Annotated in this window: 14 protein-coding genes; 11 read left to right on the forward strand and 3 right to left on the reverse strand. The window is 68.9% G+C overall.

Annotation, left to right across the window (positions count from 1 at the left end; all coding sequences use genetic code 11):
• Nucleotides 1-34 precede the first annotated feature (34 nt).
• The 11 genes from BMZ25_RS07945 (at nt 35) to kdsA (ending at nt 12,732) form a co-directional block, all read left to right on the forward strand.
• Nucleotides 35-1,555, forward strand: a complete 1,521-nt coding sequence (locus BMZ25_RS07945; RefSeq protein WP_092691587.1) for a lipopolysaccharide biosynthesis protein — start codon at nt 35-37, stop codon at nt 1,553-1,555.
• A gap of 25 nt (nt 1,556-1,580) precedes the next feature.
• Nucleotides 1,581-2,312, forward strand: coding sequence for a sulfotransferase family 2 domain-containing protein (locus BMZ25_RS07950; RefSeq protein ID WP_092691591.1), 732 nt, complete (start codon nt 1,581-1,583; stop codon nt 2,310-2,312).
• A gap of 27 nt (nt 2,313-2,339) precedes the next feature.
• Nucleotides 2,340-3,437 (forward strand): glycosyltransferase, encoded by a 1,098-nt coding sequence (locus BMZ25_RS07955; RefSeq protein ID WP_092691595.1) that lies wholly within the window; start codon nt 2,340-2,342, stop codon nt 3,435-3,437.
• A 33-nt stretch (nt 3,438-3,470) separates the two neighbouring features.
• Nucleotides 3,471-4,640: a glycosyltransferase gene (locus BMZ25_RS07960; RefSeq protein WP_092691598.1), complete on the forward strand. Its 1,170-nt coding sequence runs from the start codon at nt 3,471-3,473 to the stop codon at nt 4,638-4,640.
• Between the two features lie 408 nt (nt 4,641-5,048).
• Nucleotides 5,049-5,333: a DUF4212 domain-containing protein gene (locus BMZ25_RS07965; RefSeq protein WP_092692446.1), complete on the forward strand. Its 285-nt coding sequence runs from the start codon at nt 5,049-5,051 to the stop codon at nt 5,331-5,333.
• A 6-nt stretch (nt 5,334-5,339) separates the two neighbouring features.
• Nucleotides 5,340-7,124, forward strand: a complete 1,785-nt coding sequence (locus BMZ25_RS07970; protein WP_092691601.1) for a sodium:solute symporter family protein — start codon at nt 5,340-5,342, stop codon at nt 7,122-7,124.
• Nucleotides 7,125-7,223: 99 nt separating this feature from the next.
• Nucleotides 7,224-9,047: a DUF294 nucleotidyltransferase-like domain-containing protein gene (locus BMZ25_RS07975; protein WP_092691604.1), complete on the forward strand. Its 1,824-nt coding sequence runs from the start codon at nt 7,224-7,226 to the stop codon at nt 9,045-9,047.
• Between the two features lie 24 nt (nt 9,048-9,071).
• A complete protein-coding gene (locus BMZ25_RS07980) occupies nt 9,072-9,569 on the forward strand; it encodes a hypothetical protein (RefSeq protein ID WP_092691607.1) in 498 nt (165 codons plus the stop codon).
• 1 nt (nt 9,570) lies between these two features.
• Nucleotides 9,571-10,959 (forward strand): 3'-5' exonuclease, encoded by a 1,389-nt coding sequence (locus tag BMZ25_RS07985; RefSeq protein ID WP_092691611.1) that lies wholly within the window; start codon nt 9,571-9,573, stop codon nt 10,957-10,959.
• Nucleotides 10,960-11,098: 139 nt separating this feature from the next.
• Nucleotides 11,099-11,890, forward strand: coding sequence for a 3-deoxy-manno-octulosonate cytidylyltransferase (locus BMZ25_RS07990; protein WP_092691614.1), 792 nt, complete (start codon nt 11,099-11,101; stop codon nt 11,888-11,890).
• Complete coding sequence (kdsA, locus tag BMZ25_RS07995; protein ID WP_092691617.1) at nt 11,887-12,732, forward strand: 3-deoxy-8-phosphooctulonate synthase; 846 nt, start codon at nt 11,887-11,889, stop codon at nt 12,730-12,732. The genes BMZ25_RS07990 and kdsA overlap by 4 nt, the downstream gene beginning before the upstream one ends.
• 61 nt (nt 12,733-12,793) lie before the next feature.
• Here kdsA and ndk read toward each other — a convergent pair whose 3' ends face one another.
• The 3 genes from ndk to BMZ25_RS08010 form a co-directional block, all read right to left on the reverse strand.
• On the reverse strand, nt 12,794-13,216 hold the full coding sequence (ndk, locus tag BMZ25_RS08000; protein WP_092691620.1) for a nucleoside-diphosphate kinase: 423 nt from the start codon (nt 13,214-13,216) through the stop codon (nt 12,794-12,796).
• A 132-nt stretch (nt 13,217-13,348) separates the two neighbouring features.
• Nucleotides 13,349-14,308, reverse strand: coding sequence for a methyltetrahydrofolate cobalamin methyltransferase (locus tag BMZ25_RS08005; RefSeq protein WP_092691623.1), 960 nt, complete (start codon nt 14,306-14,308; stop codon nt 13,349-13,351).
• Nucleotides 14,305-14,964, reverse strand: coding sequence for an HAD family hydrolase (locus BMZ25_RS08010; RefSeq protein WP_092691625.1), 660 nt, complete (start codon nt 14,962-14,964; stop codon nt 14,305-14,307). Before BMZ25_RS08010 ends, BMZ25_RS08005 begins: the two co-directional genes overlap by 4 nt.
• Nucleotides 14,965-14,966: the final 2 nt, after the last annotated feature.

The raw sequence follows: 14,966 nt of genomic DNA on the forward strand, positions 1-14,966 counted from the left end.
CCGCGCCGACGCGGTCGCGAAACCGAGGAGCCATATGAGCAAGCGCGATCCCGACGAGACGGTCGAGACCTCGGCCCAGGGCAGCTATGGCGGCACCGTGGTCCGCGGCAGCTTTCACACCGCCCTGAGCCAGCTGGTGACGGTGGGTTGCCAGATCGGCTCGGTCATCATCCTGTCGCGCCTGCTGGAGGCGTCGGATTTCGGCCTCGTCGCGATGATCGGCCCGGTCATCGCGTTCCTGTCCATGTTCAAGGAGATGGGCCTGTTGCAGGCCGTCATCCAGAAGAAGTCCCTGACCTACGGGCAGCTCAACGCCCTGTTCTGGATCAACATCGCGGTCAGCCTGGCGATGACGGTGCTGCTGATCGCGACCGCCCCGCTGGTCGCGGCCTTCTACAACGAACCCGAGCTCACATGGCTGCTGCGGGTGATGTCGCTGAACATGTTCCTGTCGGCCCTCGGCGCGCAGCATTTCGCGCTGCTGAACCGGCGGATGATGTTCGGCCGCATCGCCGTCAACGCGGGCGCGGTTGCGATCTCGACGCTGGTGGTGTCGCTGCTGTGGGCGCTGGTGTCGCCGTCGGCCTGGGCGCTGGTCGCCGGCACGATCGCGGGGTCCATCGTCGGCACGGTGACGGTCTGGGCCTGGGTGCCATGGCGCCCCGACCGGCCGCGGATGGCCGCGGGCACCGGAGACCTGGTGGGCTTTGGCGCGGGCGTGACCGGGTTCAAGATGGCGAACTTCTTTTCCCGCAACCTCGACAACATCCTGATCGGCCGGGTCTGGGGCGGCACGGCTCTGGGCTATTACGACCGCGCCTACAAGCTGCTGCTGTTTCCGCTGAACCGCGTGGCGCAGCCGCTGTCGCGGGTGATGGTTCCGGTGCTGTCGCGGATGCAGGACGAGCCCGAGCGCTATGCCCGCGCCTTCTTTCGCGTCTTCGGGCTGATGCAGCTGGGCATCCTGCCCGGCGTCGCCGCCCTGACCGCGATGTCCGACACCGCGGTGCCGTTCCTGCTGGGCGAGAAATGGGCCGACAGCGCGCCGATCTTCGCCGCGCTCGGCCTCGCCGGCCTGGCGCAGCCGCTGGCCAACCCGACCGGCTGGCTGTTCATCAGCCAGGGCCGCACGACCGAGATGGCGTGGTGGGGGCTCGTCTCGGCCGCGGTCACCTGTTTCGCCTTCGTGGTGGGGGTGCAGTTCGGCGTGGTGGAGCTGGCCATCGCCTATGCCATCGTGAGCCACCTCAAGCTGATCCCGCTGTGGATGCTGATCTGCCGCAAGGGCCCCGTCGACGCGCAGGCGATCGGGCGGCATATCGTGCCGGCCTTCGTCGCCGGTGTGACGGCGTTCGGGGTGCTCTGGGTCGTCGAAGCCAGCCTGCCCGGCCCGTCGCTCGTCCGGCTCCTGTGCGGCGCCGCGCTGAGCTATGCGGTGTTCATGGCCGTCTTCGCGGTCTCGGGCTATGGGCGGCAGGTCGCCGCCGAGGTCGGGGACCTGACCGTCAAGGGCGCCACCGAGCTGCGGCACCGCGCCGCCAAGCGTCTCGCATGATCCGCAGCACGCCCGAGGAGACACGATGAAGAACCGCCTGGACAGGATGGGATCGAAGCTGGGATGGCAGCTCTTTCCCGGCCGCATGATACAGCGCGCCAGCCCGCGCCCCGATCCGCGGCTGGAAGAGGTCTATCTCTCTCGCGGACTGATCCTGATACACATCCCCAAGAACGCGGGCACCTCGGTCGAGGACGCAATCTATGGCTACCGCGTGCGCCACCGCACCTGGGAGCAGGTCCAAGCGCTGTGCCCCACCGCGTGGGAGACGCTGCCCAAGGCGGCGATCATCCGCGATCCCGTCGACCGCTTTCTGTCGGCCTTCGACTATCTCAAGTCCGGCGGCCGCAACGAGAGCGACCGCCGCTTCGCAGCCCGCATGATCGGCAGCCAGTCGGTCGACGCGTTCCTGGAACGTCTCGTCACCGACGCCGCGCTCCGCGAACTGGCGCTGGAATACTTCCACCTGCGGCGGCAGGCAGACTATGTCTGCTCGCCCGAGGCGGTGATGGTCGACCACCTGATCCCGTTCGAGAGGATGGCCGAGGGGCTGTCCGCCGTCGCGGGCGTGCCGCCGGACGCGCTGCAACACTCCAACCGCACCCGTGGCCAGCGGACGCGGAAAGAGCACCTCGCGCACGGCTCGCTCGACCATATCCGCGGGCTCTATGCGCCCGACATCGCCCTCTACGACCGCGCCCTCGCCGCGTGGCCGGCGAACGCGCCCCCTCGCCCGGCCGTCGCCGAACCGACCTGAACACCGCCGAACCCCAGAGGACAGGACATGCGCATACTCTTCGCCGGAGGAAACGGCTGGCTGCCCGAGGCCAGCGGCGGCACCCAGAACAGCACGGACCACCTGATCCGGCAGGCCATGGAGGACGGGCACGACTGCGCCGTCTATTGCGGGTTCTCGGGACGCGGGGTGTTCGGGTTCCGCATGAAGGTGCAGCGCAAGCTCACGGGCCGGCCCTTCAGCGTCGACCACGGCCTGGGCTACGAGGTGATGCGCACGTGGGAGCCGATGGACCCCGCACGGGTGCGCGCCGCGGTCGAGCGGTTCAAGCCCGACGTGGTGGTGGTGCAGACCCGGCGTTCGGCGGTGCTGGGGCACGAATTTGCCAAGCTGGGCATCCCGGTGGTGCTGTATTTGCGCAACGTTGAGTTCGCCGAGAACGACGGCGATGTCAGCGCCATCGAAGGCGCGCGGTTCATCGCCAATTCCAGCTTCACCGCCGACACCTACAAGGCGGAGTATGGCATCGACTGCACCGTCATCACGCCGACCATCGACTTCGACGCCTACCGCTACGACACCACGCGCGAGTTCGTCACGCTGGTCAACATCCACCCCAAGAAGGGCTACGAGATCGCCCGCGACATGGCGCGCGCCTGTCCGGACATCCCGTTCCTGTTCGTCGAGGCGTGGACGCTATGGGACCAGCTGTTCGACGAGATCATGGCCGAGCTTCAGGAGCTGCCGAACGTCACTTTCATGCGCCGCACATCGGACATGTCCAAGGTCTATGGCCGCACAGGCATCCTGCTGGCGCCGAGCCAGTGGGAAGAGGCCTGGGGCCGCGTCGCCTCCGAGGCTCATTGCAGCGGCATCCCGGTGATCGGCTCGGACCGGGGCGGTCTGCCCCAGGCGATCGGGCCCGGCGGGATCGTCCTGCCCCACGACGCACCGATCGACGACTGGGTCGCCGCGCTGCGCAAGCTTTGGTCGGACGAGGCCGCTTACGAAGAGATGTCGCGCAAAGCGGTGGACTACGCGAAACGGCCCGAGCTGGACTTCAAGAGCCAGTACCGCACCTTCATCTCGGTACTCGACGCCGCCCGCTCGCCTCAGGCCGACCCGTCCCCGCGCGCCACCGCATGAGCCCTTCCCCAGCGCACGCCCCGGAGGCCTGACGTGAAGATCTGCTTCAGCGTCTCGACCTTTCCCGCCCGGTCGCAGACCTTCGTCACCACGCAGGTGCTGTACGCGGTGCGGGCCGGTCACGAGGTGACGGTCGCCTGCCGCGACGGCGAGCCGATGTCCGTCCTGTCGTCCGAGACCCGCGCGGCCCTGCGCGACGTGACGCTCGTCACCTGGCCGCCGGCGCAACCGGCGCTGTTGCGCGGGCTGCCCCGCCGCCTCGGCGACCGCCTGCGCGCCCGCCTGGAGCGGCGCGCGTGGCGGCGGCGCGTGGACGCCGACGTGGTGATCGCGCATTTCGGCTATCGCGGCGCCGCCGTCGCGCGGGCGCAGCGCGACCTGCGGCCCCATCGTCCGCTTGTCACGGTGTTCCACGGCCGCGACGTCAGCGTCGAGCACACGCGCAACGGGCTGGCCAAGTATGCCGACCTCTTCGCCGAGGGCGACCTGCACCTGACGGTGAACGCGCCCTTCGCCGATCTCCTCGTGGCGGGCGGCGCCCCGCCGGACCGGGTGGCGACGCACCATCTGGGGATCCCGGTGGCGCGGTACGACTTCACGCCGCGGCCCACCGGCACGCCGATGCGGCTGGTCGCCGTCTGCCGGCTGGTCGCCAAGAAGGGGCTGGGGGTCGCGATCGCGGCGCTGGCCGAGCTGAACGCGCGGCACCCGGAGATCGACTGGCGGTTCGAGATCGGCGGCGACGGTCCGCTGGAGCCGGAGCTGCGCGCACAGGTGGCCGCGGCGGGCCTGGAGGAGCGAGTGAGCTTCCTCGGCCCGCTCTCGCACGAGGACACGCTGGAGCGGATCGCGGCGGCCGACGCGCTGGTCCTGCCCAGCGTCACCGCCGAGGACGGCGACCAGGAGGGCATCCCGGTCACGCTGATGGAGGCGATGGCGCTCGGCACGCCGGTCTGCACCACGCGCCATTCCGGCATCCCCGAACTGGTGACCCACGGCGAAAGCGGGCTTCTGGCCGACGAGGGAGACGTCGAGGCGCTGGCGGGCAATATCCGTGCCCTGGCCGAGGGTCGTGTCGACGCGGTCGCGCTGGCCCATGCCGCCCGTGCCAAGGTCGCGCGGGACTTCGACGAGGACCGCCAGAACGCCGCGCTGCTGGACCGCTGCGCACAGGTCGTGGCAAGGTCGAAGGACCCGGCCTAGCCCCCGGCATGTGAACCGTTTGCGCAAACACGCCTGCGGCGAGCGGTGCGTGCGTGGAGGGGCTGTAAATTTCCTTTACGGTCTTTGCCTGTTTGCGCAAATTGATTGACAAAACTTTTCAGCGACCGCCGACTTTCGTTCCTTTTTTCCCGTCTGACGGTATGCTCTGCTCTGATCCGGACAGGGCCGCCGAAAAGCAGGTCCTCGGGATCACGAGGGGAGGACAGCCGATGCGTGTTCGCGAATGCCCGAGTGCGTCGCCGCGTGCCGTCAGGTGCGCGGACGCCGTGACTCGTCCTTCCCGTCCCGGCCGCGCGACATCGCGCGCGCGTCCCTGAGGAGATCTGGCGGCGCCGGGACCCAACCGGCGCACGGAACATGACGGTCAAGGAGGAGGAGACCCACGACATGACCGATCACTCGAACAGCCAGGCGCAACGCGCCTCGGGCGGAGAGGCCTACTGGAAGGCCAACATCCGCCTGATCCTCATCAGCCTCGCGATATGGGCGCTGGTGTCCTTCGGCTTCGGCATCCTGCTGCGGCCGCTTCTTTCGGGAATCTCGATCGGCGGGACGGACCTGGGCTTCTGGTTTGCCCAGCAGGGGTCGATCCTGGTCTTCCTGATCCTGATCTTCTTCTACGCCTGGCGGATGAACAAGCTCGACCGCGAGCATGGCGTGAACGAGGAGTGAGCCGTCATGGACCAGACAACAATCAACATCATCTTCGTGGGCCTGAGCTTCGCGCTGTATATCGGCATTGCCATCTGGGCGCGGGCGGGCACGACCTCTGACTTCTACGCCGCGGGCCGCGGGGTCCACCCGGTCACCAACGGCATGGCCACCGCCGCCGACTGGATGTCGGCCGCCAGCTTCATCTCTATGGCGGGTCTGATCGCGTTCACCGGCTACGACAACTCGACCTACCTGATGGGCTGGACCGGCGGTTACGTGCTTCTGGCGCTGCTGCTCGCGCCGTATCTGCGCAAGTTCGGCAAGTACACGGTGTCCGAGTTCATCGGCGACCGGTTCTATTCGCCGACGGCGCGGCTGGTCGCGGTGATCTGCCTGATCATCGCCTCGATCACCTATGTCATCGGCCAGATGACCGGCGTCGGCGTGGCCTTCGGCCGCTTTCTCGAGGTCGACAGCACGACCGGCCTGCTGATCGGCGCGGTGGTGGTGTTCGCCTACGCGGTGTTCGGCGGCATGAAGGGCGTGACCTATACCCAGGTCGCGCAGTATGTCGTGCTGATCACCGCCTACACGATCCCGGCGATCTTCATCTCGCTCCAGCTGACCGGCAACCCGATCCCGGCGTTCGGCCTGTTCGGCGAGGACCAGTCCTCGGGCGAGCCGCTGCTGGCGCGGCTGGACCAGGTCGTGACCGATCTCGGCTTCAACGAGTACACCGCCCATAACGGCGACACGCTCAACATGGTGCTGTTCACCCTGTCGCTGATGATCGGCACCGCTGGCCTGCCCCACGTCATCATGCGGTTCTTCACCGTGCCGCGGGTGTCGGATGCACGCTGGTCGGCGGGCTGGGCGCTGGTCTTCATCGCGCTTCTGTACCTGACCGCCCCGGCGGTAGGCGCCATGGCGCGGCTGAACATCACCGAGCTGTTCTGGCCCAACGGCACCGACGGCGAGGCCGTTGCGCTGGAGACGATCCAGAACGACGAGGCCTACGACTGGATGGGCACCTGGCAGCAGACCGGTCTTCTGGGCTGGGAGGACAAGAACGACGACGGCCGCATCCAGTACTACAACGCCGATTCCGAGGCGATGCAGGAGCGCGCGTCCGAGGCCGGCTGGGAAGGCAACGAGCTGACGAACTTCAACAACGACATCCTCGTGCTCGCCAACCCGGAAATCGCCAACCTGCCCGGCTGGGTCATCGGCCTGGTGGCCGCAGGTGGCGTCGCGGCGGCGCTGTCCACGGCGGCGGGCCTGCTGCTGGCGATCTCGTCGGCGGTCAGCCACGACCTTATCAAGGGGCGGATCAAGCCCGACATCTCGGAGAAGGGCGAATTGCTGTCGGCCCGGATCGCGATGGCGGTGTCGATCTGCGTGGCCACGTATCTGGGCCTGAACCCGCCGGGGTTCGCCGCGCAGACCGTGGCGCTGGCCTTCGGTATCGCGGCGGCATCGATATTCCCGGTGCTGATGATGGGAATCTTCTCGACGACGATTAACAACCGGGGCGCCGTTGCGGGCATGCTCGCCGGCCTGATCGTGACGCTGATCTACATCTTCCTGCACAAGGGGTGGTTTTTCATCCCCGACACCAACAGCTTCACCGACGACAACCCGCTGCTGGGGCCGATCAAGTCGACTTCGTTCGGCGCGGTGGGGGCGCTGGTGAACTTCGTGACCGCCTATATCGTCGCGTCGCGGACCAAGCCGGTGCCGCAGGATATCAAGGACCTGGTGGAAAGCGTCCGCGTCCCGCGTGGCGCGGCCGGTGCGCAAAGCCACTGATCCCACTCCCCGGCGCGGTCCGTCCGCGCCGGGGCTTTCGTCCGCGCGGCGCAGGATGCAGACTGCCCCCCGGACCACGCCATTCCAGGCCCCTCACCCATGACCCTCGACACAGAGACACTGCGCGCGTTCCTCGCCACGCTCGATCCCTACGGATCGCTGCCGCCCGAGGCGCTGGCGGGGCTGTCGCGATCCTTCGTTCAGAAGGACGTGCCGGCGGGCCGGCGCATCTACACGCTGGGCGATCCGCTCGAGGGGCTCTACGTCATCCATTCCGGCGAGGTCGAAATCCGCGACGCCCACGGCGCACAGGTGTCGCTGCTGGGACCGCGCAACTCGTTCGGCGAACGGGGCCTCGCGCGGGACGGGCGGGCCGCGACGACCGCCAGCGCCGCGACCGACACGTGCCTGCTGCTGCTGCCGGGCAATGCGTATCACGCGCTTCTCGACGCCCACGAGTCGGTGCGCCGCTTCTTCGACCGCAAGCGCCGCGAGCGCCCCGAGCAGAACGACCTCGCCACCTGCCGGGTCGAGACGCTGATGTCGCGCGACCTGATCACCTGCCCCGCCGACGCCCCCGTGCGCGAGGCGGCGCGGATGATGCGCGCGGGCCATGTCTCGTCCGTCTGCGTGACCGAGGGTGGCCGGCTGCAAGGCCTCGTCACCCTGCGCGACATCAGCGCCAAGATCGTCGCCGACGGCCTGCCCCACGACACGCCGCTGTCCCGGGTGATGACCCGCGATCCGGTGACGCTGGGCCCCGCCGCTCTGGGATCGGACGTGCTGCACCTGATGATGGAGCGGCGCATCGGCCACCTGCCGATCACCGAGGGCGGCGCGCTGGTGGGGATGGTCACACAAACCGACCTGACCCGGTACCAGGCCTTCTCTTCGGCCGACCTGGTGTCGGAGATCGCCCACGCGACCACCACTGACGAGATGGCCCGCGTCACCGCCCGCATCCCCAACCTGCTGGCGCAGCTCGTGGGCGCAGGCAACCGGCACGACGTCATCACCCGGCTGATCACCGACATCGCCGACGCCGCGACGCGGCGGCTGCTGGCACTGGCCGAGGCCGAGCTGGGCCCGCCGCCCTGCCGGTATCTCTGGCTCGCCTGCGGCAGCCAGGGGCGGCAGGAGCAGACCGGCGTATCCGACCAGGACAATTGCCTGATCCTCGCCGACGACGCGGGCGATGCCGCCGCGCCCTATTTCGAGCGCTTCGCCAAGTTCGTCTGCGACGGGCTGAACGCCTGCGGCTATGTCTACTGCCCCGGCGACATGATGGCGAGCAACCCGCGCTGGCGGCAGCCTCTGCATGTCTGGAGAGAGTATTTCCGCGGCTGGATCGCGACGCCCAACCCCGAGGCACAGATGCTGGCGTCGGTCATGTTCGACCTGCGGCCCATCGGCGGCGATCGGTCCCTGTTCGAGAGCCTGCGCGAAGAGACGCTGGCCGCCGCGGGACGCAACACGATCTTCGTCTCACACATGATCTCGAACTCGCTGAAGCACACGCCGCCGCTCGGCCTGATCCGGGGCTTTGCGCTGATCCGCTCGGGCGAGCACCGCAACGCGCTGGACCTCAAGCTGTCGGGCACTGTGCCGGTGACGGACCTGGGGCGGGTCTACGCCCTGCAGGGCCAGCTGTTGCCGGTGAACACGCGCGCCCGGATCGCGGCGGCGCGGGCGGCTGGGGTGCTGTCGCAGCGCGGCGGGCAGGACCTGATGGACGCCTACGACCTGATCGCCGAGACCCGGCTGGAGCATCAGGCCCGGCAGGTCCGCAACGGCCACGCGCCGGACAATTTCCTTGTCCCCGCGAGCCTGTCGCATTTTGATCGCTCTCACCTGCGCGATGCGTTCGTGGTGGTAAAGGGGATGCAGTCGGCGCTCGGCCACGGCCGCGGCGCCTTCGGCTGACCCGGCACGAGGGAGGGAGCGGCCATGATATTCGAACTGATCGCGGTGTTCGCGGCGGGCTTCGCCGGCGCGGGGGTGCTGCTGCTGCTGACGCGGCTCGTGCCCCGTCTGCCGCGCTGGCTGGTGCCGATCGGCGCGGGCGCGGCGATGTTCGCGGTGGCGATCTCTGGCGAGTACGGCTGGTACGAGCGGACCCGCGGCGCCCTGCCCGAGGACATGGTGGTGGCCGATGCGGTGTCCGAGCGGATGTGGTGGCGCCCGTGGACCTATGTCGCGCCGATGGTGACGCGGTTCGTGGCGTTCGACCGCGGCAACCTCCGCGAGAACCGGGACGCCGAGGCGCTCTACATGGCGGATCTGTACTTCTTTGGTCGCTGGCGCCCGGTGCAGTCGGTTCAGGTGATGGTCGATTGCGTCGAGGGCCGCCGCGCCGATCCCGGCGGCGGCGACGGCGGCGCGCCCGTTTGGCGCGATGTCGGCCCGGAGGATCCCATTGTGCGCACCGTGTGCCGGGCGGCCTGAGATGATCCGCTCGATCCGCCTTCGCCTGCTTCTTCTCTGCGCCGCGCTCGCCGTCGGCGCGATCCTGGCCGTGGGCGCGGCGATGGTGGTTGGCGCCGGGCATGACGGCGGCGGCTGGTCGACGGCCTTCGCGATCTCGGCCTTCGCGCTGCTGGGGCTGGTGACGCTGGTGTGGTTCGTGCTGGACCAGAGGGTCGCCCGCCCGCTGGAGCGGCTGGCTGCCGACCTGAGGGTTCGCGCCCACGGCAAGAGCGCCGCGCCGCTGGACCTGCAGCACACGCAGCACCTGGGCGATCTCGCCTTTGCTGCCGACGCCGTGACGCAGGCGCTGGGGGAAGCGGCGCTGGCGACCGCGCAATCCGTCGCCGCCGAGACCCGGCGGCTCGAGGACGAGCGCCTGCGCCTGACCGCGCTGCTCACGGAAATTCCGGTGGCGACGCTGCTGATCAATCCCGACAAGCGTATCGTGCTGTACGACGGACAGGCGGCCGAGATCCTCGCCCAGCTGGGCACGCCGCGCCTGATGGCCGACCTGCGCGACTATTTCGACCGCGACGCGACCGACGCCGCGTGGGACCGCATGGCCCGCACCGGGCGCGAGGTCGACACCCACATCTCCGGCCGAGACGGGGCACAGCGCTATTCCGTCCGGCTCAAGCCGATGGACGACGGCAACTGCCTGATCGTCATCGACGACGCCGAGGCCCGGCTGTCGTCCGAGGCGCCGCGGCCAATCGTCTACGATTTCGACCTGTTGCAGCGGAAGCCGCCGCGCGACATGGCCGAGATGCCCCTGTCCGAGCTGACCTATTGCGTGTTCGACACCGAAACGACGGGCCTTCTGCCGCACCGAGACGAGATCGTGCAGATCGGCGCGGTGCGGGTCGTCAACGGTCGGCTGGTGCCGGGCGAACGGTTCGACGAATTGGTCGATCCCGGCCGCCCGATCCCCGAAGCGTCGAGCCGGGTGCACCGGATCACCGACGCGATGGTGCGCGGCAAGCCCGGCATCCACGAGGTCGGGCGCCGGTTCCACGGCTTTGCCGAGGGCGCGGTGATCGTGGCGCACAACGCGCCGTTCGACATGGCCTTCCTGCGCCGTCACGCCGCCGAGACGGGCGTGAGCTGGGATCATCCGATCCTCGACACGGTGCTCGTCTCGGCGGTGCTTTTCGGGACGACCGAGGTGCACATGCTGGACGCGCTCTGCACCCGGCTGGGCGTCGAGATCCCGATGGAGCGGCGGCACACGGCGATGGGCGACGCCGAGGCGACGGCAGAGGCGCTCTTGCGGATGATCCCGATGCTCGAGGCGCAGGGTCTGAACACGCTGGGCAAGCTGCTGGAGGCGACGCGGCAGCACGGGCGGCTGCTGAAGGACATGAACTGACACGCCGGCATCTTGCCTCGCGTCCCGTCATCGGCCAGTTTCGCGCCGGATTACAACGGGATGGACGCCCCATGACACCGACCGCCGCACTCGGGGCACGCCGCCCGCCCCCTGCGCCCCCCTGCCCGACCGGGTCGGCATGAGCGTGAATGTGGTGATCCCGGCGCGCCATGCGTCTGTCCGGTATCCGGGCAAGCCGCTGGCGCAGCTGAGCCTGCCCGACGGCACGCGGCAGAGCCTCGTGCGGCTGACATGGGAGGCCGCCCGCGCGATCCCGGGCGTCGAGAGCGTGCATGTCGCCACCGACGACACCCGCATCCGCGACCATTGCGAGAGCTTCGGCGCACAGGTCGTGATGACCGAACCGGCCTGCCGCAATGGGACCGAGCGGGTGGCCGAGGCGGCGCGGATCGCCGGCCTGACCTCTGGGATCATCGTCAACCTTCAGGGCGACGCGCCGCTGACGCCGCCGTGGTTCGTGGAGGCGCTGGTCGCGGCGATGACGGCCGATCCGTCGATCGAGATGGCGACGCCTGTCCTGCGCTGCGACGTGACGATGCTGGGGCACCTGATGGACGACCGGCTGGCTGGCCGCGTGGGCGCGACCACGGCGGTCTTCGACCGGTTCGGCGACGCGCTGTATTTTTCCAAGAGCCTGCTGCCCTATCTCGACCGCGACACCGCCGGCGCGGCGCCACCCGTCTGGCACCATGTCGGTGTCTACGCCTACACGCCTGCCGCGCTCGCCGCCTATTGCGACTGGCCCGCCGGGCGTCTCGAAGGGATCGAGGGGTTGGAGCAGTTGCGGTTTCTCGAAAACGGCCACAAGGTGCGCTGCGTCGAGGTCGATCCCCGCGACGCGCAGTTCTGGGAACTGAACAATCTCGAGGACGTCGCGCGGATCGAGGCGGTGCTGAGGGCGCGCGGATGACGGGGCGAACGATCACGCTGGGCGATGTCGAGATCGGCGGCAACGCGCCCCTCGCCCTGATCTCGGGGCCCTGCCAGCTGGAAAGCCTGGATCACGCAAGGATGATGGTCGAGCGCATCGCCGAGGCCTGCGCCCCGACCGGCACCGGGTTCGTCTTCAAGGCCAGCTTTGACAAGGCGAACCGCTCGTCCCTCGGCTCGGCCCGTGGCGTGGGGCTGGACCGGGGCTTGGAGATCCTGTCGCGCATCCGGGACGAGTTCGGCGTCCCCGTCCTGACCGACGTGCACGAGCCCGGCCAGTGCGCCCCGGTCGCCGAGATATGCGACGTCCTGCAGATCCCCGCCTTCCTGTGCCGCCAGACCGACCTGCTGCTCGCCGCCGGCGAGACGGGTGCGGCGGTCAACGTCAAGAAGGGCCAGTTCCTCGCGCCGTGGGACATCGGCAATGTCGCCGCGAAGATCGCCGCGACGGGAAACGAGCGCATCCTGCTGTGCGAGCGCGGGACCTCTTTCGGCTACAACACGCTGGTGACGGATTTCCGCGGGCTGCCCGAGATGCGGCGCACCGGATATCCGGTGGTGTTCGACGCGACCCACTCGGTCCAGCAGCCCGGCGGACAGGGCAACAAGAGCGGCGGTCAGAGGGCGTTCGCGCCGACCCTCGCCCGCGCGGCCTGCGCCGTCGGGGTTTCGGCCGTCTTTGTCGAGACGCACCAGGATCCCGACACTGCGCCATCAGACGGCCCCAACATGATCCCGGTGGACCGGCTGGCCCGGATGGTCGAAACGCTGCGGGCGTTCGACGCGCTGGCGCGGGCCGAGGGCGCGTTCGACGAGGGCTAGGTCGGGAAACGAAAAAGGGCGGCCACTGGCCGCCCCCGATCGGTCTGACTGTCGTGTCGGATCAGCCGACGATCTCGAGCTGCGAGAAGAAGAAGCCGATCTCGTCCTTGGCGGTGTCCGGCGCATCCGAGCCGTGCACCGAGTTCTCGCCGACGGACTCCGCGAACTCGGCACGGATCGTGCCCTCAGCGGCGTCGGCAGGGTTGGTGGCGCCCATCACTTCGCGGTTCTTGGTGATCGCGTTCTCGCCTTCGAGAACCTGAACCACCACCGGCTCGGAGGCCATGAACTCGCACAGTTCGTCGTAGAACGGGCGTTCCTTGTGGACGGCATAGAACACGCCCGCCTGCGCCTTGGTCAGCTGGATGCGCTTCTGCGCGATGATGCGCAGGCCGGCATCCTCGAACTTGGCGTTGATCTTGCCGGTCAGGTTGCGGCGGGTGGCGTCGGGCTTGATGATCGACAGGGTGCGTTCGATAGCCATCGGGCGGTTTCCTCATGTAACGACAGGCGCGGCAGGTCCCCCCGGCCGCGATCGGCGCTGGCCTAGCATGGCCCCACGGGCTTGAAAACCGCTCATCGCGCGCGCCGATCACAAGCCGGTGCGCCCCCGGCGTCAGCGGGCCCGCGCGCGCCGACGACCCCTGCCCGAGCCCGCGGCGGCCTGCGCCTTGGACGCCTCGGCAAAGCTCTCGCCGCCCTCGACGGCGTCCAGCACGCGCGAGAAGCTGATCCAGCTGGCGCCGTTGTCGTCATGGTTCATCAGGAAGTTGGCGGCGCGGATCGCCTCCATCTCGGCGGGACGCAGGGGGTTCATGATCGCGCTGGTCATGCCGGCGCCGATCGCCATCGGCAGGAAGGCGGCGTTGATGCCGTGGCGGTGCGGCAGGCCGAACGAGATGTTCGACGCGCCGCAGGTGGTGTTCACGCCCAACTCGTCCCGCAGCCGGCGGACGAGGCGGAAGACCTGCTGCGCCGCGCTGCCCATCGCGCCCACCGGCATCACGAGCGGATCGACGACGATATCCTCGGGCGGGATGCCGAAATCCGCCGCCCGTTCGACGATTTTCTTCGCCACGCCGAAGCGGACGTCGGGATCCTCGCTGATGCCGGTGTCGTCGTTCGAGATCGCCACCACCGGCACGTTGTACTTCTTCACCAGCGGCAGGATCGCCTCGAGCCGCTCTTCCTCGCCCGTCACCGAGTTCAGAAGAGGCCGTCCGTGGGCCAACTCCAGCCCTCGCTCGAGCGCGCCGGGCACGCTGGAGTCGATGCACAGGGGAATGTCGACCTGGCTCTGCACCAGTTCGATCATCTTGCCCATTAGCGGCGGCTCGGTCTCGTTCGGGTTGGGGTTCGAGTTGTAGACCACGCCCGCGTTCACATCGAGCACCATCGCCCCGCACGCCACCTGTTCCAGCGCGTCCTTCTCGACGGTCGAGAAGTCGCCCGCCTCGAGCTCGGCCGCCAGCTTCTTGCGGCCGGTGGGGTTGATTCGCTCGCCGATGACGCAGAACGGCTCGTCAAAGCCCATCACCACGGTCTTCGTCTTGGATTCCAGAACGGTGCGGGTCATGGGATCACTCCTGTCAGGCGCTCCAGGTGGGTGGAAAGCGCGGGATCTTCAAAGTCGGCAATCGTGGCAGCAGCGCCCACGTGGCGCAGCTGGTCGTCGGAAAGGGTCGAGCGGATGCCGATGGTGTGGGCCCCGGCGGCACTGGCGGATTCGACGCCCGAGCGACTGTCCTCGAAGGCGATGCAGTCGCGCGCGGCGACGCCCAGCCGGTCCATCGCCGCGAGATACGGCTCGGGGTGCGGCTTGCCGTGACGCAGGTCGTCGCCGATCACCACGGCCTCGAACGTGTCGGCCATGCCGATCGCCCCCAGCATCGCCTCCGCGTTCAGACGCGGGGCATTGGTGACCACGGCCAGCCGCCACCCCTCGCGCTGGGCGCGCGATATCAGGCCCGGCAGTCCCGGCATGGGCGCCGCGCTGTCGCCGAGGCGCGCGCGGAACGCGGCCTCCTTCTCGTCGGCGACGGCCTGGGGATCCTCGTCCGGGAAATACTCGGCGAAGATGTCGGCGTTCAGGCGGCCGTGGATATGGTCGGCATAGAACCCCTCCGAAATCTCGCGGTCACGGGCGGCGAACACCTCCCGGAACACGGCGGCGTGGATCGGATCGGTGTCCAGAAGCGTGCCGTCGAGATCGAAAAGAAGCGCCGCCGCCATCC

Source organism: Tranquillimonas rosea (assembly GCF_900111315.1).
GTDB classification, from domain to species: domain Bacteria; phylum Pseudomonadota; class Alphaproteobacteria; order Rhodobacterales; family Rhodobacteraceae; genus Tranquillimonas; species Tranquillimonas rosea.